Here is a 26,658-nt window from a genome sequence, read left to right on the forward strand (position 1 = left end):
TATGATAGAAAACAACAGCATACTGAACAAGCTCGAAGGATTAGAGGCAAGGTTTGAAGAAGTATCTACCTTGATTACCGCCCCAGATGTCATAGCCGATCAGCCACGCTATGTAAAGCTAACCAAGGAATACAAAGACCTTGGCGACATCATGGACATTCGCAAGCGATACATTGCATGCCTCAATGCCATACGTGAGTCGAAAGATATTCTTGCCAATGAAACGGATGCTGACATGAAAGAGATGGCTCGTGAGGAATTGCAAGCCAACGAAGATATGCAGCCACAATTGGAAGAAGAAATAAAATTAGCATTAGTGCCAAAAGACCCTGAAGATGCCAAGAACGTACAAATGGAAATACGTGCTGGCACGGGAGGAGATGAGGCAGCCTTGTTTGCTGGCGACTTATTTAACATGTATAAGCATTACTGCGACTCGAAAGGTTGGACGTTAAGTGTCACATCGGTCAACGAAGGCTCGGTGGGTGGCTACAAAGAAATCGACTTTGCGGTGAGCGGCGACAATGTCTACGGTACATTAAAATACGAAAGTGGTGTACATCGTGTGCAACGTGTACCTGCCACGGAGACACAGGGACGCATGCACACATCGGCTGCTACGGTGGCTGTGTTGCCAGAAGCAGACCAATTCGAGGTGAACATCAACGAAGGTGATATTAAATGGGACACGTTCAGAAGTTCGGGAGCAGGAGGACAAAACGTCAACAAGGTTGAATCGGGTGTTCGTCTTCGCTATCCATGGAAGAACCCCAACACTGGCGAAGTGGAGGAAATTCTCATTGAATGTACTGAGACACGCGACCAACCTAAGAACAAGGAACGTGCGCTGTCACGCTTGCGTACCTTTATCTACGACCGTGAGCATCAAAAATACATTGATGATATTGCCAACCGACGCAAGTCATTGGTATCTACTGGCGACCGCAGTGCGAAGATTCGTACCTACAACTATCCACAAGGACGTGTCACTGATCACCGCATTGGCTACACTACCCACGATTTGCAAGGCTTTGTCAATGGTGACATTCAAGCAATGATAGATGCGCTGACAGTAGAAGAGAATGCGGAAAAGCTCAAAGAGAATGAACTTTAAACAAAAATGTCCTCATTTTTACACAAGAATAGGTTGCAATACAACAACAACTTTAAAACAGCTAATCACAACAAAAGGTCAGTCCCAAGCACAAGATGAATCATCAACGTAACAAACTGATATACAAACGATTAGTAAACAACATGAAGACGGTTTCCAAAAGCATTGAGTTTGGCTACCAAAGTCATGGAGATTGGATGGCAAAGTCATGGAGATTGGACGTCAAAGTCATGGAGATTGAAATCCATCCCCTATGAGTTGTGTGAAGCATGGCTATAAACAGCATCGCAAAAGGGAAAATCGTTCAATAAATTTACCACTTATATATTCACAGATTATTTATGAACAGACAACAACTTATAAAACAGATTTTCGACAAAAAGTCTTTCTTATGTGTAGGACTTGACCCCGACATCAAGAAGATACCGCCACACTTGCTGCATGAAGAGGATCCCATTTTTGCTTTCAACAAAGCCATTATCGATGCTACGGCACCCTATTGTGTGGCCTACAAGCCAAATTTAGCGTTCTATGAGTGTAGAGGTGTTGAAGGCTTGACCTCGTTCGAGAAAACCGTCAGCTATCTGAAAGCGCACTATCCCAACCATTTCATCATTGCTGATGCCAAAAGAGGGGACATCGGAAACACATCAGCGATGTATGCCAAGACCTTCTTTGAAGAATACGATGTTGATGCATTGACCGTTGCTCCGTACATGGGAGAAGATAGCGTGACGCCTTTTCTCGAATATGAAGACAAGTGGGTCGTTGTATTGGCACTGACGAGCAACAAAGGATCGCATGATTTTCAGTTAACGGAAGACAAGAACGGTGAGAAACTTTTTGAGAAAGTCATCAAGACTTCTCAATCTTGGGGGACCGATCAAAACATGATGTATGTGGTTGGTGCAACGCAAGGCAACATGTTTGAGGCAATCAGAAAGGTGGCTCCTCATCACTTTTTGCTAGTACCTGGCGTGGGTGCGCAGGGAGGAAGCCTGCAAGACGTCTGCCAATATGGAATGACGAAGGATTGCGGATTGCTCGTCAATAGTTCACGCGGCATTATCTATGCCAGCCAAGGAGAGGACTTTGCTGATGCAGCTGCAAAGAGTGCGATGAACCTTCAGCAAGAAATGGAGAAAGAATTAGAAAGGTTATCATCTCGCAAATAACAAATGGCCCCCTTTTTACTCGACTCTCATTGTGCACCGATACCCATAAACAGTGAGGGAACACCTGCACCACTTGGGGTTCAATGGGGTTAGACACAGCGTGGAAGAAATAAATGTTTCAGTGAAAAAACGCAAATATTACATTCGTCAGTCAAAAGTCTGAGTAAAAATAGGTATATTTGCAAAATAATCAATTGAGATACCTAAAGTATGGAATTTACTGCCAAGCAAATAGCACAATATATAGGAGGCAAAATTGAAGGCAATGAAGATGCAACCGTCCACACCTTCGCAAAAATAGAAGAAGGTACCAATGGGGCGATTTCATTCCTATCTAATCCAAAATACACACATTATATATATAATACACAATCGTCGATTGTTCTCATTGATGAGGATTTGAAGTTGGACAAACCCGTCCAGACGACTTTGATACGCGTGAAGAACGCATACGATAGTGTCGCCAAATTACTTCAATTATACGAGTCGACTAAGCCCCGAAAGACAGGCATCCACCCCATGGCCAACATCGCCAAAACGGCTAAGATAGGTGAGAATGCATACATTGGCCCATTTGCTTACATCGGTGAGAATGTCGTGATTGGCAACAACACACAGATATTCCCACACGCAGTGGTTTTGGAAAATGCATCCGTAGGCTCGGAATGTATCATCTATCCACACGCAACTGTCTATCACAACTGCAAGATAGGCAACCGTGTCATCCTGCATGCAGGCTCTGTCATTGGAGCCGATGGCTTCGGATTTGCTCCATCTAAAGATGGCTACGACAAGATACCCCAAATTGGTATCGTGACCATTGAAGATGATGTTGAGGTAGGTGCCAATACTTGCGTTGATCGTTCGACCATGGGTAGCACCTATGTTAGGAAAGGAGTGAAGCTAGATAACTTGGTTCAAATCGCCCACAATACCGACATCGGTGAGCATACCGTGATGAGTGCACAGGTGGGTGTGGCCGGATCGTCAAAGGTTGGACAGTGGTGCATGTTTGGTGGACAAGTGGGTGTAGCCGGTCATATCACCATTGGCAACAAGGTGTTCCTTGGCGCACAGTCGGGTGTACCTGGTAGCATTAAGGACAATCAACAACTTATTGGCACGCCACCCATGAAGGAGAGAGCCTATTTTCGCTCACAAGCCATCTTCCGAAAACTTCCTGAACTTTATAAAGAAATCAACAACCTGAAAGAAGAGGTGGAGCGATTGAAAAAGAACATCAAATAAGACTATTGCACTCGATAAATAAATCATAGAATGGATACAATCAAACAGAGAACACTAAAAGGTAGTTTTTCCCTGTGTGGCAAAGGATTGCACACGGGTCTGAACTTAACAGTTACCTTTAATCCTGCTCCTGAAAATACTGGATATAAAATTCAGCGAATAGACTTGGAAGGACAACCCATCGTTGAGGCCATTGCCGAAAACGTGGTTGACACGCAACGTGGTACGGTTCTGGCACGTGGCGACGTGCGCGTTTCAACTGTTGAGCACGGACTTTCTGCCCTGTATGCAATGGGGATAGACAACTGTATGATTCAAGTAAATGGACCTGAGTTTCCTATTTTGGATGGCTCTGCCGGCATTTATGTGAATAAAATCCAGGAAATTGGTATCGTAGAGCAAAATGCACCGAAAGATTTTTACATCATTCGTAAGAAAATAGAAGTGAAGGATGAGGAAACAGGTTCGTGTATTACGATACTTCCTGATGACCAGTTCAGCATAACGGCCATGTGCTCATTCGAGTCAAAATTCATCAACAGTCAATTTGCGACACTCGACAATATCGATGATTATGCGACAGAAATCGCGCCTGCGCGTACTTTTGTATTCGTCAGGGACATCCTTCCTTTGCTCGAAGCGAACCTCATCAAAGGCGGTGACATGGACAATGCCATCGTGATTTACGAAAGAGAAGTGTCACAAGAGCAACTGGACCAACTGGCAGATATCTTGAAAGTGCCACGCATGGATGCGACCAAGATAGGATACATTCAGCATAAGCCCTTGATGTGGGAAAACGAGTGCACACGTCACAAATTGCTGGACATTATCGGTGACATGGCCTTGATAGGCAAACCCATCAAAGGACGAATTGTTGCAACACGACCAGGACATACCATCAACAACAAGTTTGCTCGCCTGATGCGCAGAGAGATTCGCAAACATGAAATACAAGCACCGATTTACGATCCCAATGAGCCACCCATCATGGATAACAAGAGAATCAGGGAACTACTCCCCCATCGTTATCCCATGCAGCTGGTTGACAAGATTATCGCCATTGGTTCTAACACGATTGTTGGGGTAAAGAATATTACAAGCAACGAACCTTTCTTTACGGGGCATTTTCCACAAGAGCCAGTCATGCCTGGAGTGTTGCAGGTTGAAGCCATGGCACAGTGTGGAGGGTTGTTGGTTTTAAACCAAGTAGAAGAACCAGAACGATGGTCGACGTACTTTCTGAAGATTGACAGCGTGAAGTTCAGGCAGAAAGTGGTTCCTGGTGACACGGTTATCTTTCGCGTGGAAATGATTCAACCTGTACGACATGGCATCAGTACCATGAAAAGTTATGCCTTTGTTGGCGACCAAGTGGTATCTGAGGCAATGTTTACTGCACAGATCATCAAAAACAAATAAACAGAAATGTCACTCGATGTTTTTCATCATCATAAAGTCATCATTACCCTATGAATCAAATAAGCCCATTAGCTTTTGTACATCCAGAAGCGCAACTCGGTGACAATAATGTCATTGGCCCTTTTTGCTATCTTGATAAAAATACAGTACTGGGCAACCGTAATATCTTACAGAATAGTGTCACCATCAATTATGGAGCACGAATAGGTGATGACAACGAGTTTTTTCCCGGTGCCAGCATCAGCACGAAGCCGCAAGATTTGAAGTTCGTTGGCGAAGATACTATCTGCGAAATTGGTGACAAAAACAGCATTCGTGAGAATGTTACCATTTCAAGGGGCACCGCATCAAAAGGAACGACCAAGGTTGGAAGCAACAACTTGCTGATGGAAAACATGCACGTAGCACACGATTGCATCATAGGCAGCAATGTGATTATTGGCAATTCCACCAAGTTTGCCGGTGAAGTGACTGTAGATGACTACGCCATCATCAGTGCAACAGTTTTATGTCATCAATTCTGTCACATCGGTGGTTATGTCATGGTTCAGGGTGGCAGCAGGTCTTCACAAGACATTCCGCCCTACGTCATGGCGGGCAAAGAACCCATCCGATATGCCGGCATCAACATTATCGGGCTGAGACGAAGAGGATTCAGCAACGAATTAATCCAACTGATACACCAAGCTTATCGATTGCTTTATAGCAAAGGTGTTTTAAAAGAAGGAATTGAAGAAATCAGAAAGAACCTGAACGTTACCCCAGAAATACAATACATCATTGACTTTGTAGAAAGTTCTCAACGAGGTATCATCAGATAAATGAACACACTTGTTGTGCTTTTAGGCCCTACTGGAGTGGGAAAAACAGAGGTGGCGCTGCAAATAGCAGAACATTTGCAATCGCCTATCATCAATGCCGACTCTCGACAGCTATTTGCTGAGATACCTATTGGTACAGCAGCCCCAACCAAAGAGCAGCAAGAACGAGTAAAACATTATTTCGTTGGCACGTTGCATCTAACAGATTATTATAGTGCAGCCAAATATGAAGAAGATGTTTTACAACTTTTAAACCAGCTTTTCAACCAGCAACAAATGGCTTTGCTGTCAGGAGGCAGTATGTTGTATATCGATGCTGTATGCCAAGGTATCGACGACATACCAACGGTCGACGAGGCAACAAGGAGGCTGATGAAACGAAAACTGGAGACTGAAGGCTTGGATGCTCTCGTTGCAGAGTTAAAAGTTCTGGATCCAGAGCATTACAAAATTGTGGATTTACACAATCCCAGACGCGTGGTTCATGCGCTTGAAATATGCTATATGACTGGGAATACCTATTCTTCATATCGCACAAACACAAAGAAGATACGACCTTTCAATATCATCAAGATTGGTCTTAACCGTCCCAGAGAAGAGATGTATGAGCGAATCAACAACCGTGTTTTGAAAATGATGAAGCAAGGATTGATTGAAGAAGCCAAAGCGGTATATCCACAGAAGGGTCTGAACGCTTTGAATACGGTAGGTTATAAAGAACTTTTTGCCTATTTCGACGGTGACATCTCACTGGATGATGCTATCCTAAAGATACAATCCAACACAAGACAATATATGAGAAAACAAGTTACTTGGTTCAAACGTGACAACCAAATCAAATGGTTCTCCCCTACGAACATTGAAGAAATCATAAATTATATAGACGATCAACGATAGAAATCAAGTAATTCGCTATATTTGCAAATCAATTATTCCCATTATGCTTCACAAAATAAAAAGTTTTTTCAGCAGGTTGTGGATCAAATTACGCGGCGTATGGCCATGGTATAAAAGCCTGTATCAAGGGCGACCTTGGTATGTTAAGACGGGCGTGGCTTTGCTCTCAGGGCTGATAGCACTTATCATCTATCTTGGAGCTGTTGATCTAAATTTCCTCTGGTTGTTTGGCAAATCACCAGGTTTCGCACAGATCAAGAATCCTAACACCTCCTCGGCTTCAGAGATTTACAGTGCAGATGGGAAGCTCATAGGAAAATATTTTAATGAAAACAGAACACCCGTCAAGTATGAAGAAGTGAATCCACAGTTCTGGAAAGCGCTGATTGATACCGAAGACGAACGATTCTACAGACACATTGGCATTGACTTTCAAGGACTCTTTGGTGCTGCCAAAGATGCCATTGTTGGCAGTGAAGCCCGAGGTGCATCAACCATTACGCAACAGTTGGCCAAGAATATGTTCCGCGTACGCACGCAATATTCCACTGGATTGCTTGGTAAGATACCTGGTATTAAGATACTTATCATGAAAAGCAAGGAATGGATTATTGCCTTGAAGCTTGAAATGCTGTATGATAAAAAGGATATTCTTACCATGTACGCCAACACGGTCGACTTCGGATCAAACTCGTATGGAATCAAAACAGCCAGTAAAACCTATTTCAACACAACACCCGCGAATCTCACAACTGAGCAAGGTGCCGTGCTGGTAGGCATGCTTAAAGCCACAACACATTATAACCCGATAGCAAATCCCAAGAATAGTCTTAAACGTAGAAATGTTGTTTTGCAAAACATGATGACCAAAGGCGACCTGTCTAAAAAGCAATATGACAGCCTGAGTGTCATTCCTATCAAGCTTAGTTATAGCGTAGAATCTAATTATGACGGTCAGGCATTATACTTTAGGGAAGCTGTCGCCAACTATTTGAAGGATTGGTGCGAGGAGAATGGATATGATTTGTATAGCAGTGGGCTGAAAATATACACCACGATTGATACCCGTATGCAGAAGTATGCTGAAGAGGCTGCACGTAAACAAATGAAGCAAATTCAACGCAACTTCAACAACCACTGGGGTAAAAATGATCCATGGATTGATGAAAACGGAAAGGTTATTCCTGGATTCATTGAGCAAATCGCACAAAGACAGCCTGTGTACAAATACCTTGCCGCCAAATATCAGAATAATCCAGACTCCATTACCTATTATTTGAACAAGCCCCACAAAGTTAAATTGTTTGATTATGACGAAGGAACCATAGAGAAAGAAATGTCAACCATGGACTCCATTCGATACATGGTGCGCTTCATGCACTGCTCCATGGTTGCGATGGAACCACAGACAGGAGCCGTAAAGGCTTGGGTAGGCGACATCAACTTCAACTCATGGAAATATGATAAAGTAACAGCCATGCGCCAACCGGGATCCACCTTCAAACTCTTTGTTTATACCGAGGCGATGAACCAAGGACTGACACCTTGTGACAAACGCCGGGATGAATACATCTCCATGAAAGTATATGACAAGAAAAAGAAAGAAGAGGTTACATGGACACCGGGAAATGCCAATGGACGTTTTTCCGGAGACTCCATCCCCTTGAAGAGTGCCTTTGCGAGAAGCATCAACTCTATCGCAGTGAGACTCGGACAAGAGATGGGCATCAAACGAATCATTGACACGGCTGAGAAGATGGGAATCAAGAGTCCACTGCAAGACGAACCATCATTGGCGTTAGGATCATGCGATGTCAACCTGCTGGAAATGGCAAATGCCTATAGTACTATCGCCGATGATGGAAAGCATCATGAGCCTATCCTGGTTACCCACATCGTTGATCGTGATGGGAGACAAGTCTACATCGCACCCAACAAGACCGAACAAGTAATTCCATACAAGAGTGCGTTCCTCGTCCAACAACTATTGCTGGGCGGACTAAGAGAACCAGGCGGAACGTCACAAAGCCTATGGGGATATGTGGGAAAACACAATGATACGGAATGGGGAGGAAAGACAGGAACTTCCAATAACCACTCAGATGCTTGGTTTATGTGCATCAGTCCAAAACTGGTGGTAGGCGCATGGGTAGGCGGAGAATACCGTAGCATCCATTTCCGCACTGGTGCTTTGGGACAAGGATCAAGAACAGCACTACCCATCTGCGGCTACTTCTTGGAAGCAGTATTGGATGATCCAAACTTCAAACAATATCATGGCAAGTTTGGTAAGCCTAAAGACAAAGACATCACCAGCGACATGTACAACTGTCCGAGTTATTACCAGCAGGCGCGAGTGGACACAACTGCAACAGATAGCTTGAGCTCCATCTCTGAAGAAATCATTCTAGACGAAGATGGCAACCCTATCTCAAAACCCATCAAAGATGAGAATGAGAAACAAAAAGACAGTTCGGACAAATCACATGAAAACCATACACCAACAGAAAAGGTAATCCATTTGGATAATCTATAATGGGTATGGCTAAGGAAACTGACATCGAACACATTGATCTGAATAATCTGGAGTTGCAAAACGCACTGCAGATTATTCAGTATACCCATCGCTCATTATTCTTAACAGGGAAAGCTGGAACGGGTAAATCAACGTTTCTTCGATACATCTCACAGACAACCAAGAAAAAACATGTTATTCTTGCGCCTACAGGCATTGCTGCCATCAATGTGGGAGGAAGCACCTTGCACAGTTTTTTCAAGCTCCCATTCCATCCTCTATTTCCTAACGACAACAGGTATAGCGTACGAAACCTTCGGAAAACGCTCAAATATAACAGCGAGAAAATCAAACTTATCAAGGAAGTAGAACTCATCATCATCGACGAAATTTCGATGGTGAGAGCCGACATCATCGACTTCATTGACAAGATACTGCGCGTTTATGCCCAGAACATGCGCGTTCCTTTCGGAGGAAAGCAATTATTACTCGTTGGCGATATGTATCAACTAGAGCCGGTATTAAAAGAGGAAGAACGCGCTTTGCTACAACCTTTCTATCCGTCAAAGTTCTTTTTTGATGCTCATGTTTTCAGGGAGATGCAGTTGATTTGTATCGAACTTCAGAAAGTTTACCGACAAACTGACCCGCTTTTCATCAGTATATTAGACCATATCAGAACGTCCAACACATCGCAAACCGATTTGTCCATTCTCAATCAAAGAGTAGGAAACATCTCTCAACAAAATCATGACGGACTGGCAATCACCTTATCTACTCGAAGAGATAGCGTGGACTACATCAACCAGCAACACCTTCAACAATTACCAGGCGAACCCACTGTCTTCTATGGCATCATCGAAGGCGAATTTCCCGAAAACAATCTGCCCACTCCCATGAAACTTGAAATCAAAACAGGTGCGCAAGTTTTGTTTGTCAAGAACGACAGGGACAAGCGATGGGTGAATGGTACCTTGGGCACCGTCATTGGCATGGGAGATGAGAGCGATGGTTTAATTTACGTGAGGACTGAACAAGGTGAGGATGTAGATGTAGAACAAGACATTTGGTCAAACGTTAGATACACCTACAATGAGAAAGAGCAAAAGATTGAAGAAGAAGTAATTGGTACATTTCGTCAGTTCCCCATTCGGTTGGCATGGGCCATCACTATTCATAAAAGTCAAGGACTAACCTTCAATCAAGTTAACATCGACTTATCGGGAGGCGTGTTTGCTGGAGGCCAAACTTACGTTGCCCTGTCACGTTGCCGCTCGTTGGAAGGCATTAACCTTGAAGCCCCCATCAAGAAAGAAAATATTTTTATCAGTCGAGAAATCACAAGTTTTGCAAAGACTTACAATGACCAGCATTCTCTCGACAAAGCTTTACAACAAAGTAAAGCCGAAAAACAATATCATGATGCTGTGACGGCATTCGGCCAGGGGGACATGCAATCGGCCTTGGATAATTTCTTTCTGGCCATTCACAGCAGGTATGAAATAGAAAGGCCCGCGGCAAAACGCCTAATCAGGCGAAAGCTCAACCTCATCAACACGCTTAAAGAAGAAAATCAACGCTTACGAGACAAGCAAAAAGAAAAAGAAGATTTGCTGAAACGGCTCGCCGTTGAATATGTCATGATGGGCAAAGAATGTGAAAGAGAGGGAATGAAAGAAGCGGCTTTGCGCAACTATCAAAAGGCATTAGAGCTCTGTCCCGAGCATCCAGAAGCCATCAGAAGAATCAAGAAAATAAAGAAAAGAACGAATCAATAACACTGTTATTGGCTCGCATCACAACCCAATAGAGAAAAAAAATACGATAGGGAGATAAAAAAATAAATGAGCCCAAACTATTTTCGAGCTCATTTAATTTTCCTGTTTGTCTAACAAGAAAGTATGATATTGCATCCTCATAATCGGCTATAGCCGATAGCAAAGAGTTGCAATTAAGCCAAAGTAAACAGATTCTCTGAATCCTTAATTTTACCTTCTTTGAACAGCCATCCTATTCCCAGATAGACTTCTTCTGTTCCAATTTTAGCAGCCTTAGCTATTTCAGCAACGCTCAACGCTTTGTCTGCTGCGGCCAATGCTTGATAAACATCACCAGCACGGAAGCCAACGCTTTCAGCATTTACCACAAGAGTAGGTTTCTTTGCTGAAGCTCTCTTTGTAGTAGTGGTCTTCTTGGGAGCCGCAACCTTCTTTGGAGCTACTGCTGCCGTTACTTTCTTTTCTGTCATAATCAATAAAATTTTAATATACTTTGCACCTCAGATGAGGTAAAATATCTCATTAACGAAGCAAAGGTAGCCATTTTATTTAAAAAACACAATTATTAAACATCAAAAAGTAACACATTTATGGGTTAGTTGAACCAAAGAAGCGTTTTATTGATGTATGTCAAGTTTTATCTCTAATTCATCCAATTGTTTTTGATCAATGGTCGACGGAGCATCAAGCATCACATCACGACCGTTGTTGTTCTTTGGGAAGGCAATGCAGTCGCGAATGCTATCCAAGCCAGCCATGATACTCACAAACCGATCAAGCCCAAACGCTAAACCTGCATGAGGCGGCGCACCATATTTAAACGCATTGATTAAGAAGCCAAACTGAGCCATTGCCTTTTCAGGTGTGAAGCCCAATATCTCAAACATCTTTTGCTGCAACTGGCCATCATGAATACGCAGGCTCCCCCCTCCTACTTCAATACCGTTGCAAACAAAGTCGTATGCCTTGGCACGAACTCGTTCAGGATGCTCATCAAGCAAGGGGATATCGTCTGGATTTGGCATGGTGAACGGATGGTGCGTTGCCATGAGCCGCTGCTCCTCGTCACTCCACTCGAACAGGGGGAAATCAACAATCCACAAACACTCAAACTTGTTCTTGTCACGAAGACCCAGTCGCTCACCCATCTCTAAGCGAAGCGTACACAACTGTACACGCGTCTTGTTGGCGTTGTCTCCACTCAAAATCAATACCAAGTCACCGTCCTTAGCTCCCATTCGCTCTTTCACTTCCAGCAACTGTTCCTTTGAGTAGAACTTATCAACAGAACTCTTAATCGTTCCATCGGCATTGTACTTAATGTATACCAATCCCTTAGCACCTACCTGCGGACGTTTAACAAAGTCGCTCAGTTCGTCCAATTGCTTACGACTATAGCTGGCGCATCCAGGCACACAAATGCCGCCAATGTAGCTTGCTTCATTGAAGACACTAAAATCTGCCTTGCCTTTGAACGCATCCAAAAGTTCAACGAACTCCATGCCGAAACGCAAATCAGGCTTATCACTACCGAAACGTCTCATCGCCTCGTGCCAGGTCATTTGCTGCAACTTCTCAGGCAGCTCCACCCCACGAATCTCTTTGAAAAGGTGACGACATAGATTTTCAAACAAGTCGATCACATCATCCTGATCTACGAAACTCATTTCGCAGTCAATTTGCGTGAACTCGGGTTGACGATCGGCACGCAAATCTTCGTCACGGAAACATTTAGCGATTTGAAAATAGCGGTCAAACCCACTCACCATCAACAGCTGTTTGAGCGTTTGTGGGCTTTGTGGCAGTGCATAAAACTGTCCGGGATTCATGCGCGAAGGCACCACAAAGTCGCGTGCACCCTCTGGAGTAGAGCCAATCAATATAGGTGTTTCCACCTCTATAAATTGCTCATTATCAAGGAAATTCCTGATTAGAATCGTCATCCGATGGCGCAATTCCAAATTCTTTCTAACCGTTGGTCGGCGCAAATCTAGGTATCGATATTTCATTCGCAAATCATCACCCCCATCGGTTTCGTCTTCTATTTTGAATGGAGGCGTCAAACTTTCACTCAGTACGTTTAGTTGACTGACCAAAATTTCGATATCTCCGGTCGGCAACTTATCGTTTTTGCTCTGTCGCTCACTCACCTTACCTATTGCCTGAATACAGAATTCACGCCCCAGTTTGTTGGCCTGCTCACACAAAGAAGCGTCGGTTGCCTCATTAAAAACAAGTTGGGTAATGCCATATCGGTCACGCACGTCAACAAATGTCATTCCACCCATCTTACGTGTACGCTGCACCCATCCAGACAGGATTACCTCCTTGCCCTCATCGGAAAGTCTTAACTCCCCGCATGTATTCGTTCTATACATAGTTTGAAATTTATATCTTATCAAACGCAAAATTATACAAAAAAGCCGAAACAAGCAAAGCCTGTATACAAAATGTACGTGATGCGATGACAAATTAACCTGTAAGCCGTTTCGGCACAGTTCATTCATTTATGATGATTGCGCTGTATCTGTATTCTATCGAACGGAACCTTCTTCGGTGAAACAGCTCCCGTCACAACAACTTTTTAACACAAATGCTGGGCGTTTTATCCACTAACATACTTATTCGCCGGAAATATGCGAAATATAGAAGTGTTTCATTATTGTATTGATTTATAATAAGTTATACGGTTTATAAATCTAAATCACCATGAAAAAGAGATGTGTTTTGAGGATGAAAGCACTTGTTTTTGTACAAAAAGGCGTGTTATATGATGTAAATTGGGGTGTAAAAGCATGCATATTGAGGAGCAAGAGCATACATATTAGACTGCAAAAGCATGCAGATTGCCGGTGTATTCTGCGTGAATGGGATGAAAAAAGATGATATCATGACTTTATATACCTATAGCATTCTCCTGTTTTCTCTATTTTGCGATTTTATTTTGTCAAATAAAAAGAATTGATTTAACAAACAAAAGGTTTGTTAACACACGCAAGTGGCGATGGCGAATATTCAGCCATCAGTCCAAACATAGTCGTCAAAGGTTGTTTTATTCCTAATAATCGTTGTTTATACAAATATGTGATATTCAGTCTTTCACAACCAACAACCTTTCATAAATGAGAGAGCCGTGACCATTAAGATAAATTATTTCTAAATTTGCTTGCTGTGTTCGCAAAAAGAATTATATTTGCAGGGTATAATCGAAAGGACCTACTAATGAACGCAACCGAACAAGTGTACAAGCAGACTGAGTATGCCATTCGCAAGATAGCACAAAAGTTCACGTCAGATGAAACCCCATCACTGGTTACGGATATTCACATCCGAATCTATCAAGACAGTGGAGAATTACGAGCATTCGATGACGATGAAAACGAGATTACCCGTTGCGTCGTTGAAGAATGGATAGGCAATACGGAGGAGAAGTTCTACGAACATGCCGCTGCCATTCTTCGCAAAGTCCTGAAACAACTTCATGAAACGGTTGATCAGATGAATATTCTCAAGCCATTTAGCTTTGTTTTAGAGAATGATGAACAAGAGAATATAGCCGAACTATATGTCGCAGACGATGATACCGTGATTATAGGAGGCGACTTGATGAACGATTTAGACAAGGACCTGGATTCTTTTTTGGCAGATCTTCTGAAAGATGAGAGTAATCAGAAGGAAAAGGATAATCTTCAGAAATAAAATTTTCCTTATCACTTTTCAACCATGTTTTCACCGATTCGGGAATGATTTTGTAAACAACGATTGACACCAAAGAAGCAAATTTTCCACAAAGATACACGCTGACTTTATTTTTTTTAGACAACCGGGCGTAAAGATTCTGTTTTTTATGTATATTTGCAGATATGAAAAGAATCGTTTCATGCGTGATTGCCCTATTCTGCATATTGGCCGTCCATGCCCAATATTTTGACGTACAATGCGAAGACACATGCTCGCATGTACATGGCATCGACTTGAGCCACTACCAAGGAGAGGTGTTTTGGGAAACAGTAGGTGAAAACACCAAGAACACATACGTCTACCTCAAAGCCACTGAAGGCGGTGACAGGATAGACCCTACCTATCAAACCAACATTGAGTTGGCGCATCGCTATGGCCTGAAAGTGGGTTCGTACCACTTCTTCAGACCTAAGACCAACTTGACGCTCCAACTGCAGAACTTCATGACACAGTGCCGACCTGGTGACCAAGACCTCATTCCCATGATTGACGTAGAAACTCGCAACGGCTTGTCAACAGAAGCTTTTTGTGACTCTTTGCACAAATTCCTGGGCATGGTGGAAGAAGTTTATCAACAAAAACCACTCATCTACACGGGTGCCAACTTCTATGACCACAACCTATCTGGACAACTGGACAGTTATCAAATCATGATAGCGCAGTATACCGACCGAGAACCGGTATTGGCAGACGGGCGAGACATTACCATGTGGCAATACACGGGTAAAGGTAGAATCAACGGAATTAATACCTTTGTTGATAAAAGCAGAATGATGGGAAGACACGGACTCAGAGAAATCAGATTCCGACGAAATGTCACGAACACGAGAAAGTATACATGGATACATTAACAAACATATACTACACTTTGACAATATGGCGATAATTAGATGTCCGGAGTGCGGCCACCAAATCAGTGACCGAGCACCCGTTTGTCCCTCTTGTGGGGTAGAAATTGCTGAAAGAGTGACCCGTTGCACGCAATGTGGTGAAGTTTATTTTAATGATTTGCACGAATGTCCAAACTGCCACCACGCCAATATGAACTATCGCGATGATAACTCTCCGGTTCATGAACAGGCTATAGAGCTGAAAGAAGAGCCTACAACCATGGTGGACACAACGCCTCCCGCACCCAACGGAGACATGCAACGTTCCAAGAAGAAACACACCACTTTAATAATAGCTTTCATCATAGCCATCATTGCATGTGGAGTGGGCTATTATTTCTATCACAATGCACAAATGAAAGAAGAGTTGGAGGCTTACGAGTTTGCCGCCAAGAGCGAAGATCCCATCGTGCTTCAGGACTATCTTGACCGCTTTAAAGACGCACCCATGGCACACAGAGACTCCATACACGTTCGCTTGACGGCCATCCAGCAAATGGATAGCGAATGGACCGATGCTTGGGTGAGCAACTCAAAAACAGCTCTGGAAGATTATCTTGACAAGCATCCCGACTCTGAACACCGTGCGGAAGCCATGCGCAAGATTGACTCGTTGGACTGGGTGGCAGCCAGCTCAGCCAACAGTGTGGACGCATACCAGTTTTACTTGGAAGACCATCCCAACGGTGCGTATGTAGATGATGCTAAAGATGGCATCAAAACAATCAACGCACAGACGGTTCAACCAGAGGAAAGGGCCATGTTAAGCTCGCTGTTCAAACAGTTCTTTCAGAGTATCAACGCAAAGGACGAGGATGGTTTGACCAGCACGGTCAGTCCTGTCATCAGTTCTTTTCTGGGTAAAGTGGATGCGAATAAAAATGATGTCATCACCTTTTTGCATAAACTATACAACCAGGAGGTTGCCAGCATGTCATGGCATCTGCTCAATGATTACAAGATTGACAAGAAAGAAATCGGTGACGAACAATACGAATACACCGTAAATTTCTCAGCAGACCAAGATGTTAACAAGGTGGATGATACGCAGCAAACCATGCATTATCGCATCAAAGCCAAGGTAAATCCTGACGGAAAAATCGCAGAGTTCAACATGACTCGCATTATTCAGTAGTGTTTCGAAAGACAATTCAATTGATCTGAAAAATAAAACCATTGAGCTTGGTTCACCCTACTGGCTCAATGGTTTCTCGTTTTTATTGTTGTCAGCCGTGCAAACTGGCTTGTCCTAATATACTCTCACAACGTCACCGACGTGGATGGTATGGTCTGGAGTAAAATCATTCAACTTGTATAAACTGGCCAAACGCATACCATAAATCTGTGCAATGATATACAGACTCTCTCCGTTCTTGACAACATGCGGACGATTCTTGAAAGCCTTCGGTGCTCTTTTTCTCTTTTTCTTCAGGAAAATGATTTCGCCTTCTGTCAAAGCATCATCTTTATCACGCTCGTTGTACTTAGCTATCTTTTTGTACGACACGCCTATTTCCTCGCCTATCAGCTTGAAGGTGTCGCCGCGACGAGCCCGGATATAATAATTCTTGTTGAAGATTGCGATGGGATGCAAAGGCTTTGCCTGGTTAACAACTGTTTGATTGCCAGAATATTCAACCATGGCGTGATCGTATGATCTGGCACTATCGTAGACATAAAGCTTGTAAAGCTCTATCAATTCGATGAGTTTATAAGCATATCGCGGGTTGGTTGCATAGCCACAAGCTTTCAAACCATGCGCCCATCCACGGTAATCTTGCATGGAAAGGCTAAACAACTTGCGGTAACGACTGCTGTTCACAAGGAATTTACTATGGTCTTCAAAACTTTGAAGGGGATGATCGTATGCGCGAAAGCATTCGCCCAAAGCGTCATCATCCTCAGCAATGGTACGACCAGTCCAATCATGACACTTGATTCCGAAATGGTTATTGCCCAGTCGTGCCAATCTACTTCGCCCTGCTCCACTCTCAAAAACAGCCTGAGCCAAGGTGATACTCGCTGGGATTCGGTATTGAAGCATCTCCCGAATAGCCAAATCTTTGTATTGATTGATGTAGAGTTGATAGGTCTGGTTCCATCTCATCTGGGCCCATGATGCCATAGATGAAATTGAAAAGAGGAATATAATCGCAATTTTATTCATGAACATTAAGATGTTAGACAAAGTTACATAAATTCATAAAAAAAGCACAATGGATTGGTGTACGTTTAATAATTATTAGTAATTTTGTACGAATGGACAGCAAACGAGTCATCTTAGCATTGGGAACGAACGTCAACCAAGAGCGCAACATGAAACAAGTCATGCGGCTGTTGGCTGACACTTGGCCTGACATGAAGTTCACTACACCGAAGTGGACACAACCCATTGGCATGGCATCAGACCTATTTTACAACTGTTTGGCATACACAAAGGTTGAAGAAACCCTTGAAGATTTCACCGAAAAGGTGAAAAACATGGAACGAATATGTGGTGACACGAGGGCTGAAAGGTCGCTCAATCGCATCCAAATGGACATCGACATTTTGCTATATGGTGACAATAAGCTGCACATAGACGACTGGCAACGCGACTATGTACAAGAGTTGATGAAAGAAATTGAAGTTATTAAGCATTAAATGATGAAAATAAAGACTTACCTAACCCATGTGATCCCATGTGTTCTGTGCCTGTTCATGTCGGCAAACGTGAACGCGCAGGACTTCAACAAGGTGTTTTCTGACAGCACATTGCGCATTGATTATATTTTTTCGGGCAATGCGAACCAGCAACACATCGCCGTTGACCAATTGAATGTCATACCCAGATGGTACGGAAAAAAACAACGGTTGGCCGAATTACCCATGGAAGGAAACGGGCAAATAACCGTCCGCGACCATCACACGAAATGCACGCTCTACCGTAATTCGTTTTCTACATTGTTTCAAGAATGGCTCACTTACGATGAAGCCAAGCACACAAGCAGGGCTTTCGAGAATGTATTTCTCGTTCCGATGCCCAAGGATACCGTTGACGTTACGGTGACCTTGAATAACAACAGGCGTGAAACGATGATCCAACTGACACACACGGTCGCACCAAGTGACATCTTGATTAAGCACACTGGAGAACGAAACCGCACTCCATTTGAAACACTACAGACGGCTCACGACACCTCCCGCTGCATCCACATCGCCTTCCTGGCAGAGGGATACCGCACTGACGAGATGGACATCTTCCTGAAAGATGCCGCCGAAGCCACCGAGGCATTGTTCGCACATGAGCCTTTTAAGGCCATGAGAAGCAGGTTCAACATCATAGCAGTCAAAGCTCCTTCGGCTGAAAGTGGCACCAGCGAGCCTTCTAAAGGCGTGTGGAAGAATACCGCCCTGCACTCTCATTTTGACACGTTCTACAGCAACCGTTATCTTACTACACTGCGATTAAAAACCGTACACGACTGGCTGGCAGGACTTCCATACGAACATATCATCATCTTGGTGAACACTCATCAGTACGGAGGCGGGGGTATTCTTAACTCATACAACTTGTCAATGACCCATCATCCGTCGTTCAAACCTGTTGTTGTACATGAGTTTGGCCATAGCTTTGCTGGACTGGCCGACGAATATGCCTATGATTTCGAGGAAATCCCCATGTATCCGCCTGACGTAGAACCATGGGAACAAAACATAACAACCAAAGTTAAGTTTTCTGATAAATGGCAAGACATGATGGAAAAAGTACCTTCTGTGGGACTGATAGAAGGTGCTGGCTACTCGCTGAAAGGCATTTACCGCGCGTCACACGACTGTAGAATGCGCACGAATGACACACCCGAATTCTGTCCTGTGTGTCAACAAGCCATCCAACGTGTCATTGATTTCTACACAAAATGATGAACTTAGCATGAAGCCGAGGCACTATCTGATGATTGGGTTGGTCACCCTCGTGTTATTGTTTGGGCAAAACAGCCCGGTAGATGCCATTCACAACCGCCCCATCAATGACAAAGACCGACTGAACATGGCGCTAGAATACTTTCAAAGTGAGAAGTATCATGAGGCTCTTTTACTGTTTCAGAAGCTTGACCAGGAATACCTTCTCAACCAAAGATACAAGGCTTACATCGGCGTTTGCTACTATCATCTATGGAAATACGAGCAGGCATGCCTGTATCTTGACTCGGTTATGTCGAGCATCACCGTCTTCGCACCTCACGAACAATCGGTCTATTATTATGCCAATGCTGAAAGTCACTTTCAATTAAAACAATACGAAGCAGCCATCCCATGCTATGAAAAGATGCTGAACGTATGCCATGACAACGAAAAAGCCGATGCCCTCTACCGTCTTGGGTTCTGTTATCTGTTCAATAAGGATTGGGAAAACGCACTTGAGTATTTTGAAAGCGCACGCTCCTATTATCAACATTATGGATACAAGCCTGGGTTGAAATACCGTATGGCACAGATTGAAAACATGATCAACGGCTGCAAACAACAAATAGACCAATCAACAAGCACCACTTTACCAAGCGATAGCATCAAGTGAAGCACGGCACAAGCGGCAAGAAAAAATAGCTTGTCATCTTTCTGTGCTTTACATTTTTTTACTAACTTTGCATGCATTATTTTTATAATGCAAAAGATGAAAACATTAATAGACCGCATTCTGAAAGATGGCAAATGCTATCCTGGTGGCATACTGAAAGTAGATAAATTTATCAACCACCAGATGGATCCCAACCTCATGAAAGCCATCGCCATCGAATTCATTAAGCGTTACGCCTCAACGGAAATCAACAAAATCTTGACCATCGAAGCCTCGGGCATTGCTCCCGCCATCGTTATGGGGTTACTTTTGGACCTTCCGGTGGTATTCGCCAAGAAGAAAAAACCGTCAACGATGGACAACATCTTATCCACCACAGTCTTCTCATTCACCAAACAGCGCGAATACAACGTCGTTATCAGCAAGGATTATCTGACACCCAACGACAAAGTGGTTTTCATTGACGACTTCCTGGCCTATGGAAATGCCGCCAAAGGCATCATCGACCTATGCCGGCAGGCCGGTGCAGAACTGGTTGGGATGGGCTTTATCATTGAAAAAACCTTCCAACATGGACGTGACGGTATAGAAGCAGAAGGCGTGAGATGCGAATCTCTTGCGATGATTGAATCGTTGGACAACTGCCAAATCAAATTAAAAAACATCGAAAAGTAACCACTCCCCTATTGATTGAACGCTAAAAAATGAACCCAACAGAACAAGAACAAGTAAGGTCAAAGTCGAATGACTTGATTTATGGACTTCACGACCGCCCGGCTCTCCGAGAAAGTATTTTTGCCGCACTGCAGCACTTGCTGGCCATCTTCGTAGCCATCATCACCCCACCGCTGATTATTTCGAATGCCCTTAATTTTGATTTGGAAACAACAGGATTCTTGGTTTCCATGTCACTGTTCGTTTCTGGCGTCGCCACATTCATACAGTGTCACCGCATCGGTCCCATCGGCACGGGACTCTTGTGCATCCAAGGCACCAGCTTCTCCTTTATAGGCCCCATTATCGGAGCCGGTATGCTTGGCATGGTAGGTGGCAAGTTGAACACCGAGATGGCTTTGTCCTATATATTTACCGCCTGCATGTTCGCCTCTGTTGTCGAAATGCTTGTGAGTCGCCTATTGAAGTACACACGCAAAATCATCACGCCGCTGGTCTCTGGCATCGTTGTCACGTTGATAGGTATGTCGCTGGTCAAGGCCGGAATCAACTCATGTGGTGGTGGTGCGGCGGCCGAGGCTGACGGCTCGTTCGGATCTCTGGTAAACCTTGGGTTGGCAGCGCTCGTGCTGTTCAGCATCATCATCTTCAATCGTTCGAGCAACCGCTTTCTTCGAATGAGTTCAATCGTGCTGGGTCTTCTCATTGGGTGCATCGCTGCCTATCTCATGGGAATGATTCACTTGGATTCCATTCAAAGCTATGGAGGCTTTATCATTCCCGTTCCGTTCAAATACGGATTTCGCTTTGACATTTCGGCCCTGATATCTTTGGGACTGGTTTACCTCATTACGGCCATTGAAGCATACGGAGACATCACGGCCAACTCGCTGATTTCCGGAGAACCCATCGAAGGTGAAGTGTTTGAAAGAAGAGCATCGGGCGGCATTCTGGCCGATGGTTTCAACTCCATGTTGGCCGCTGTGTTCAACTCTTTCCCCAATTCAATCTTCGCACAGAACAACGGAATGATTCAATTGACAGGCATTGCCAGCCGCTATGTTGGCTACTACATTGCCGGAGCGCTGGTTGTCTTAGGACTGTTCCCTGTTGTTGGATTGGTGTTTTCCTTAATTCCGGCTCCGGTACTCGGTGGCGCCACGCTGCTGATGTTTGGAACCGTAGCTGCCGCAGGCATCAAAATCATCGCATCAACCCAAATCAACCGAAAGGCAGTATTGGTGATGGCCATCAGCTTTGCCCTGGGACTTAGCGTAGAAATGGTCCCAGGTATACTGGATCACATGCCGGAAACCATCAAAAATATCTTTTCTTCGGGCATTACGACAGGTGGACTTACGGCCATCCTGACAAATGCATTTATCAAGATTAAAGAATAGATCGTCCCCGAATATTCACCCAACCGGTACGCATCGTAACTGTATCATATTCAAGATAATATGTAGATTGCCACGCAAGCGCATGCATATTGGAATGGAAAGGCATTGCTATTGGTAATCAAAGTCAATGCTATTGGTGGCTAAACTCAATGCTATTGAAGTTCAAAGTCATTGCTTTTGATGGAGAATGCATGTAACACAGAGGTTGAGCAACGCCACATTCAGATTTGAAAAATTACAGAAATCTGCACCTTTAAGGATACATTTTTAATTTTATAAAAAAATAACTAAAAAGGTTTGGAGGATTCAAAAAAACATTAACTTTGCAAGTGTTATCCTGAAAACAATCTTTTTACCTTAAAGGACTAATACCTATTGAAGATTTGAAGGCGATTATCTGTGAAGACCATTGCCTTTTTTTTATTTTTTGTATAAAGCAGAGATTCTGCGATAGATAATCACACTGTTGATGAAAGATACAATCGCCAGGATAACAAATCCCAATAAAAAAGTAGGAAGCATACTGGTTTTGTCAATGCTTGGAAGCATGGCATACAGTATTTCAATGTAATAATCCCGAATACAATACACGGCCAGAACGGCTATCAGTAAAACTGCGACGTTCAGCATGAGTGTCAGGAAGATGTATGGCTTCGACACCTGAAGCGGACGATAACCTATCAGCAAGAGATTTTCAAGTTTGTCCGCATTCTTTTGTACGAGAAGATAAATGCTTAAGAGCAGAATATAGAAGCTCAAGAGGGATATGAACAAGCCTACGACCATCACGATGGACACGACTAACGATAAGAACGAGATGGCCTTCTCGTTGGCAAGATTGCTGTCTTCTACCTCATACGCATGGCTATCCAAGTATTTTGCGATGGCACCGTCGCGTGTGCTCGACACGTCAGCGATTAATCTGTTGGGGTTGCTTGTCGCGTGTGGCGCAAAGTGATGGTTGCTCCACGACATGAATGACATGGGAACGAGGATGGAATTCAATTTACCAGAGAATCCAATGACTTTTCCTTCAAACACTTCATCCTTACCATTGCCATGAATGGCCATCCGCACATTTAACATTCCCACCACACCTTCAGAGATGTTCGGTAATGAGTGATTGCGCGCATAACCGAAATTATACATGGTGATGTATGACCTGGGCAGGATGATGGGCACCGTCTTGCTGCCTTCGTCATAATGCCATTGGGCAAGCGGAACATCGACAAACGAATCGGGAATGCTCTCGAAAAAGAATTCGGAATCAAGCAATTTAGTTTCCTTGACGTACAGCGTTACATTCACCTTATACTCGGCCGAGGTGAATGCGCCCAACTTTTTGACGAAAGGCTGCTGTCTTAAGTCTTCAATCTCTGCCCCATTGAACGTGTTGTCCTCACCACTGATGGTGGATGTCGTTCCTGTTTTCTTACTGACGGTGAGATAATCGGCCTTCATGAAGCTGTCATCGCTGTTGAACACAGGTATAACGTCACGATAAAACTGATATCCCAAAAGAATGACAATCATCCCAAACAGGTTTGCAAAGAAAAAACCTACAAACTGAGGAATGCTCACATGTTGCCGAAGAAGTTTCCAAACAAGCGTCATAGTCTTACAACCTTATCATATTTTAATGCTAGATGTTTGCCGATACTCGTAACAATGACGCCGGCTCCTTGTTGAGTAGCCTCACGCAAGAGAACTTGTGCCATGGCGTTGGAGTTGCCATCATCAAGGTGACTGATAGGTTCGTCTGCCAACAAGAAATCAAAAGGTTGGACGAGCGAGCGTATTAGTGCCACGCGTTGTTGTTGTCCAAAGGACATCTGTCCTATCCTGACGTTCACCTTGTCTGCCACACCCAACTCTTCAAACCAATCAAGAATTTGCGCTTTGGTCTTGAAGTGCGTCATGTTGTTCTTAATCATAACGTTCTCAAGAGCGGTTAATTCGGAGAATAAGCGCAACTCTTGAAAGAGATAACTGACCTGCCGGGTGCGAATTTCTACCCAGTTTTTGATTGTGAGTGCGTTGATATTCTGCTCATCAAACAAGATTGTTCCATCGAAATCACGCCGATACCCTATCAAATAACTACAAAACGTACTCTTTCCTTTGCCAGAATTGGCTTCCAACAGATAATAATGTCCCTTGTGGAAGGTGATTTCTTCATTCCAAACATCCGACACCAATCCTTGCACATGTGTAAAGACATGCGGCAGAACCTTGTTCAATGTGATAGTATCCACCTTTTATTTCAATTTATATACCATGGTGTTAACAGGCCCAAACACGGGCTTCAGCAAATCAACAAACACTTTCATCGTTTCGTTTCGCACATCGTTGAAATGAATCACCATGACCATTTTCTGCCCTTTGATTTGTTTTTGCAGCTGCTCGGGCAGTGGTGTTTTCGCTTGACCAATTGAAGCCAACGCTTCTTGCTTGCTGCTACCGCTGAAGAACTGTTTGTCCTCACTCACCCCGAAACAGAAGTTGGTCTTGCCATCTGAATAGGAATAGATGTTCTTACCGGCATCCGTCAATTTAGCACCTTGCGGCACTGACTGCTTCCAATATGGGATGTCAGCCAGCCATTTTGTATGCGCAAGACGCGCGACCATCGACAATTGAATGGCTCCCTCAGAATAGTTTGGAACAATGATGCACATGTCACCATCAACACTGCGTATGATGTTGTCCATATCTATCGCCTGATTGATACCTGTCAGCAACACTTGAAGGCCCTTGTTATGCTGCAAAATGGGCAAAAACTTCTGCCCATCTACGTTCACGAACATGCCCAACAAGGCCTCGTTTGACATGGATTGCAGGTAAACATCGGTGATGGGACGATATACTTTGAACGACTCTTCAATCTCTTGATTGATGCGTTGGTTAAAAGAAAACGGTCTACCTTGGATGGTCAGGCATCGTTTTTCGATACTCATTTCAGCTGCTATCAGCACTTGTGACCCATCTACACCCTTCGGAGTGCCTAACGTCATCGGTGCAACAAGCTGTTCAGGCAAAGCTTTCGCCTGTGCAACCATCGCCATAGGACTGCTAATGCTCTCCAACTTTTCAAACATAGGAGAAGCTATCACGCTATTTTCCTCGTCTTGTTGCAGATATTTAGCCATCGTTCCTTTCATGACTTCCTGCGCAGTAAGAGGCAAAGGTCCCATGATTAAGAGCGACTGATCATTGTAACCAGCAATCCAAGAGTCATTAACTTGCGCAAAATAGGCCTCACGATACTTCACGGGATTGCTGTTCATCTTCACGAACATCTGTTCCAACTTCCCTTTGTCCTGCACTTTCGCACAGATACCTAAGTTCCCGTCAGGCGATTCAAAAAGATAAATCTTGTGCGTCAAATCGATGCCACTCTCATCCAAATTCTTCATCCGGAGCAGTACTTTCAGTAATGTGGCGCTGTTTACCCCACTTATCTTACTGACATCAAACGACACTAAAGCAGTGCTTGACTTAGGAATGGCTTGGCGATATTCGCCATCTGAACAAGATGACAAAAAAGCAATGATGAGCAAGCATACGGAAATGCAATATAATTTGAATACTTTCATGTTAAATCTTACCTTTCTATTAATGAAACATCAGACTGTCAAAGAGGCACCTTTCCTGGGTCTGTTATATGTTTTCAGCCTTTTCTATCATGGACTATAAGACGCGTTTTACCACTTGTGACATCACGATTGACACCAGTCCTGCGGTTTCTGTCCTCAATCTGTTTTGCCCTAATGACACAGACGAGAACCCCTTTTCAAGGGCTTGCTTCACTTCGTCCATGGAGAAATCACCTTCAGGCCCTACTAGCATGGTAATATCTTGTTGATCATTAGCTTGCTGTATCTCGCTAAGGAAATCCTTTCTGGCTATCTCCGTGTAACAATGGGCAATGTACAGGCCACCCTCTCGCTGCTGATTGACAAAGTCTTGAAAGGACATGATGGGATGAACTACGGGTTTCCAAGCCTTTCTACTCTGCTTCATTGCAGCGATAACAATCTTTTCCAAACGGTCAATTCGTAGTTTTTTGCGCTCTGAGAAGCGACAGTCCAGAAACGTGATTTCATCAAATCCAACCTCAGTCATCTTCTCAATCATCCATTCCATCCTATCCATCATCTTGGTTGGTGCGATAGCCAAATGTACATGTCCTTTCCATGTTTTCTGCTGCGGCAACGCTTTCACTATGTCATACATACAATGTTTGGTTGCCGCAAGTGTGACATTTGCCTGGTAAAAAGAACCCTCTCCGTCCATTAAGAATATTTCATCACCGGCTTTCAGTCGCAGAACGCTGACAGCATGCCGCGCCTCTTCCAGCGGCAATTCAGTAGCCTGGGCAGCATTAGGAACGTAAAAATATCTGGCTTCTTTCATATTCAAAC

General features: G+C 43.8%; 23 protein-coding genes. 16 read left to right on the forward strand and 7 right to left on the reverse strand.

Annotation, left to right across the window (positions count from 1 at the left end; genetic code table 11):
- The first annotated feature begins 1 nt into the window (after position 1).
- From prfA to HMPREF0650_RS05200, 8 genes are all read left to right on the forward strand, one after another.
- Complete coding sequence (gene prfA / locus HMPREF0650_RS05165) at positions 2–1,114, forward strand: peptide chain release factor 1 (protein WP_004348901.1); 1,113 nt, start codon at positions 2–4, stop codon at positions 1,112–1,114.
- A gap of 341 nt (positions 1,115–1,455) precedes the next feature.
- Positions 1,456–2,289: an orotidine-5'-phosphate decarboxylase gene (pyrF, locus tag HMPREF0650_RS05170; protein ID WP_004348904.1), complete on the forward strand. Its 834-nt coding sequence runs from the start codon at positions 1,456–1,458 to the stop codon at positions 2,287–2,289.
- A 210-nt stretch (positions 2,290–2,499) separates the two neighbouring features.
- Positions 2,500–3,537, forward strand: coding sequence for a UDP-3-O-(3-hydroxymyristoyl)glucosamine N-acyltransferase (gene lpxD, locus HMPREF0650_RS05175; RefSeq protein WP_004348906.1), 1,038 nt, complete (start codon positions 2,500–2,502; stop codon positions 3,535–3,537).
- A 30-nt stretch (positions 3,538–3,567) separates the two neighbouring features.
- Entirely contained in the window at positions 3,568–4,959 is a 1,392-nt protein-coding gene (locus HMPREF0650_RS05180) for a bifunctional UDP-3-O-[3-hydroxymyristoyl] N-acetylglucosamine deacetylase/3-hydroxyacyl-ACP dehydratase (protein WP_004348907.1), read from the forward strand.
- 50 nt (positions 4,960–5,009) lie between these two features.
- The gene (gene lpxA, locus HMPREF0650_RS05185) at positions 5,010–5,780 is read left to right on the forward strand and encodes an acyl-ACP--UDP-N-acetylglucosamine O-acyltransferase (RefSeq protein ID WP_004348908.1); all 771 of its coding nucleotides are present in this window, start codon (positions 5,010–5,012) and stop codon (positions 5,778–5,780) included.
- Complete coding sequence (gene miaA / locus HMPREF0650_RS05190; RefSeq protein ID WP_004348910.1) at positions 5,781–6,677, forward strand: tRNA (adenosine(37)-N6)-dimethylallyltransferase MiaA; 897 nt, start codon at positions 5,781–5,783, stop codon at positions 6,675–6,677.
- 43 nt (positions 6,678–6,720) lie between these two features.
- Entirely contained in the window at positions 6,721–9,213 is a 2,493-nt protein-coding gene (locus HMPREF0650_RS05195) for a transglycosylase domain-containing protein (protein WP_004348912.1), read from the forward strand.
- Entirely contained in the window at positions 9,213–10,970 is a 1,758-nt protein-coding gene (locus HMPREF0650_RS05200; protein ID WP_004348914.1) for an ATP-dependent DNA helicase, read from the forward strand. The genes HMPREF0650_RS05195 and HMPREF0650_RS05200 overlap by 1 nt, the downstream gene beginning before the upstream one ends.
- Before the next feature lie 173 nt (positions 10,971–11,143).
- Here the strand turns inward: HMPREF0650_RS05200 and HMPREF0650_RS05205 are convergent, their stop codons facing one another.
- Together HMPREF0650_RS05205 and aspS are read right to left on the reverse strand one after the other, a co-directional pair.
- Positions 11,144–11,440 (reverse strand): winged helix-turn-helix domain-containing protein, encoded by a 297-nt coding sequence (locus tag HMPREF0650_RS05205; protein ID WP_004348915.1) that lies wholly within the window; start codon positions 11,438–11,440, stop codon positions 11,144–11,146.
- 147 nt (positions 11,441–11,587) lie between these two features.
- A complete protein-coding gene (gene aspS / locus HMPREF0650_RS05210; RefSeq protein ID WP_004348916.1) occupies positions 11,588–13,348 on the reverse strand; it encodes an aspartate--tRNA ligase in 1,761 nt (586 codons plus the stop codon).
- An 844-nt stretch (positions 13,349–14,192) separates the two neighbouring features.
- On the opposite strand from aspS, the gene HMPREF0650_RS05215 reads away from it, so the two are divergent.
- From HMPREF0650_RS05215 to HMPREF0650_RS05225, 3 genes are all read left to right on the forward strand, one after another.
- Entirely contained in the window at positions 14,193–14,669 is a 477-nt protein-coding gene (locus tag HMPREF0650_RS05215; protein WP_004348917.1) for a hypothetical protein, read from the forward strand.
- A gap of 164 nt (positions 14,670–14,833) precedes the next feature.
- Complete coding sequence (locus tag HMPREF0650_RS05220) at positions 14,834–15,562, forward strand: glycoside hydrolase family 25 protein (RefSeq protein WP_004348919.1); 729 nt, start codon at positions 14,834–14,836, stop codon at positions 15,560–15,562.
- Positions 15,563–15,587: 25 nt separating this feature from the next.
- Positions 15,588–16,736, forward strand: a complete 1,149-nt coding sequence (locus HMPREF0650_RS05225) for a zinc ribbon domain-containing protein (RefSeq protein WP_040562525.1) — start codon at positions 15,588–15,590, stop codon at positions 16,734–16,736.
- A gap of 114 nt (positions 16,737–16,850) precedes the next feature.
- On the opposite strand, the gene HMPREF0650_RS05230 is transcribed toward HMPREF0650_RS05225, so the two are convergent.
- Positions 16,851–17,768, reverse strand: coding sequence for a glucosaminidase domain-containing protein (locus HMPREF0650_RS05230; RefSeq protein WP_040562552.1), 918 nt, complete (start codon positions 17,766–17,768; stop codon positions 16,851–16,853).
- Between the two features lie 92 nt (positions 17,769–17,860).
- Here HMPREF0650_RS05230 and HMPREF0650_RS05235 point away from each other — a divergent pair, with 92 nt between their 5' ends.
- The 5 genes from HMPREF0650_RS05235 to HMPREF0650_RS05255 all read left to right on the forward strand — a co-directional run bounded on the left by HMPREF0650_RS05235 (position 17,861) and on the right by HMPREF0650_RS05255 (position 22,234).
- The gene (locus HMPREF0650_RS05235) at positions 17,861–18,244 is read left to right on the forward strand and encodes a 2-amino-4-hydroxy-6-hydroxymethyldihydropteridine diphosphokinase (RefSeq protein ID WP_004348923.1); all 384 of its coding nucleotides are present in this window, start codon (positions 17,861–17,863) and stop codon (positions 18,242–18,244) included.
- Between the two features lie 57 nt (positions 18,245–18,301).
- A complete protein-coding gene (locus HMPREF0650_RS05240; protein ID WP_004348925.1) occupies positions 18,302–19,504 on the forward strand; it encodes a M64 family metallopeptidase in 1,203 nt (400 codons plus the stop codon).
- Between the two features lie 10 nt (positions 19,505–19,514).
- A complete protein-coding gene (locus HMPREF0650_RS05245) occupies positions 19,515–20,159 on the forward strand; it encodes a tetratricopeptide repeat protein (RefSeq protein WP_004348926.1) in 645 nt (214 codons plus the stop codon).
- 96 nt (positions 20,160–20,255) lie between these two features.
- Positions 20,256–20,834, forward strand: coding sequence for a xanthine phosphoribosyltransferase (xpt, locus tag HMPREF0650_RS05250; protein WP_040562556.1), 579 nt, complete (start codon positions 20,256–20,258; stop codon positions 20,832–20,834).
- 29 nt (positions 20,835–20,863) lie between these two features.
- The gene (locus tag HMPREF0650_RS05255) at positions 20,864–22,234 is read left to right on the forward strand and encodes a nucleobase:cation symporter-2 family protein (protein ID WP_004348929.1); all 1,371 of its coding nucleotides are present in this window, start codon (positions 20,864–20,866) and stop codon (positions 22,232–22,234) included.
- 420 nt (positions 22,235–22,654) lie between these two features.
- Here HMPREF0650_RS05255 and HMPREF0650_RS05260 read toward each other — a convergent pair whose 3' ends face one another.
- The 4 genes from HMPREF0650_RS05260 to HMPREF0650_RS05275 form a co-directional block, all read right to left on the reverse strand.
- Positions 22,655–23,848 carry a transporter gene (locus HMPREF0650_RS05260; protein WP_004348930.1) on the reverse strand — a complete coding sequence of 398 codons (1,194 nt, stop codon included), beginning with the start codon at positions 23,846–23,848 and terminating at the stop codon, positions 22,655–22,657.
- Positions 23,845–24,489, reverse strand: a complete 645-nt coding sequence (locus HMPREF0650_RS05265) for an ATP-binding cassette domain-containing protein (RefSeq protein ID WP_004348932.1) — start codon at positions 24,487–24,489, stop codon at positions 23,845–23,847. The genes HMPREF0650_RS05260 and HMPREF0650_RS05265 overlap by 4 nt, the downstream gene beginning before the upstream one ends.
- A gap of 3 nt (positions 24,490–24,492) precedes the next feature.
- Positions 24,493–25,830, reverse strand: coding sequence for a DUF4836 family protein (locus HMPREF0650_RS05270; RefSeq protein WP_004348933.1), 1,338 nt, complete (start codon positions 25,828–25,830; stop codon positions 24,493–24,495).
- A gap of 94 nt (positions 25,831–25,924) precedes the next feature.
- The gene (locus HMPREF0650_RS05275; protein ID WP_004348935.1) at positions 25,925–26,650 is read right to left on the reverse strand and encodes a 16S rRNA (uracil(1498)-N(3))-methyltransferase; all 726 of its coding nucleotides are present in this window, start codon (positions 26,648–26,650) and stop codon (positions 25,925–25,927) included.
- Between the last annotated feature and the right edge of the window lie 8 nt (positions 26,651–26,658).

Source organism: Hoylesella buccalis ATCC 35310, assembly GCF_000177075.1.
GTDB lineage: Bacteria > Bacteroidota > Bacteroidia > Bacteroidales > Bacteroidaceae > Prevotella > Prevotella buccalis.

Coding starts and splice junctions, on each gene's coding strand:
- prfA (WP_004348901.1), top strand. CDS start 2: ATGATAGAAAACAACAGCATACTGAACAAGCTCGAAGGATTAGAGGCA.
- pyrF (WP_004348904.1), top strand. CDS start 1,456: ATGAACAGACAACAACTTATAAAACAGATTTTCGACAAAAAGTCTTTC.
- lpxD (WP_004348906.1), top strand. CDS start 2,500: ATGGAATTTACTGCCAAGCAAATAGCACAATATATAGGAGGCAAAATT.
- HMPREF0650_RS05180 (WP_004348907.1), top strand. CDS start 3,568: ATGGATACAATCAAACAGAGAACACTAAAAGGTAGTTTTTCCCTGTGT.
- lpxA (WP_004348908.1), top strand. CDS start 5,010: ATGAATCAAATAAGCCCATTAGCTTTTGTACATCCAGAAGCGCAACTC.
- miaA (WP_004348910.1), top strand. CDS start 5,781: ATGAACACACTTGTTGTGCTTTTAGGCCCTACTGGAGTGGGAAAAACA.
- HMPREF0650_RS05195 (WP_004348912.1), top strand. CDS start 6,721: ATGCTTCACAAAATAAAAAGTTTTTTCAGCAGGTTGTGGATCAAATTA.
- HMPREF0650_RS05200 (WP_004348914.1), top strand. CDS start 9,213: ATGGGTATGGCTAAGGAAACTGACATCGAACACATTGATCTGAATAAT.
- HMPREF0650_RS05205 (WP_004348915.1), bottom strand. CDS start 11,440: ATGACAGAAAAGAAAGTAACGGCAGCAGTAGCTCCAAAGAAGGTTGCG.
- aspS (WP_004348916.1), bottom strand. CDS start 13,348: ATGTATAGAACGAATACATGCGGGGAGTTAAGACTTTCCGATGAGGGC.
- HMPREF0650_RS05215 (WP_004348917.1), top strand. CDS start 14,193: ATGAACGCAACCGAACAAGTGTACAAGCAGACTGAGTATGCCATTCGC.
- HMPREF0650_RS05220 (WP_004348919.1), top strand. CDS start 14,834: ATGAAAAGAATCGTTTCATGCGTGATTGCCCTATTCTGCATATTGGCC.
- HMPREF0650_RS05225 (WP_040562525.1), top strand. CDS start 15,588: ATGGCGATAATTAGATGTCCGGAGTGCGGCCACCAAATCAGTGACCGA.
- HMPREF0650_RS05230 (WP_040562552.1), bottom strand. CDS start 17,768: ATGAATAAAATTGCGATTATATTCCTCTTTTCAATTTCATCTATGGCA.
- HMPREF0650_RS05235 (WP_004348923.1), top strand. CDS start 17,861: ATGGACAGCAAACGAGTCATCTTAGCATTGGGAACGAACGTCAACCAA.
- HMPREF0650_RS05240 (WP_004348925.1), top strand. CDS start 18,302: ATGTCGGCAAACGTGAACGCGCAGGACTTCAACAAGGTGTTTTCTGAC.
- HMPREF0650_RS05245 (WP_004348926.1), top strand. CDS start 19,515: ATGAAGCCGAGGCACTATCTGATGATTGGGTTGGTCACCCTCGTGTTA.
- xpt (WP_040562556.1), top strand. CDS start 20,256: ATGAAAACATTAATAGACCGCATTCTGAAAGATGGCAAATGCTATCCT.
- HMPREF0650_RS05255 (WP_004348929.1), top strand. CDS start 20,864: ATGAACCCAACAGAACAAGAACAAGTAAGGTCAAAGTCGAATGACTTG.
- HMPREF0650_RS05260 (WP_004348930.1), bottom strand. CDS start 23,848: ATGACGCTTGTTTGGAAACTTCTTCGGCAACATGTGAGCATTCCTCAG.
- HMPREF0650_RS05270 (WP_004348933.1), bottom strand. CDS start 25,830: ATGAAAGTATTCAAATTATATTGCATTTCCGTATGCTTGCTCATCATT.
- HMPREF0650_RS05275 (WP_004348935.1), bottom strand. CDS start 26,650: ATGAAAGAAGCCAGATATTTTTACGTTCCTAATGCTGCCCAGGCTACT.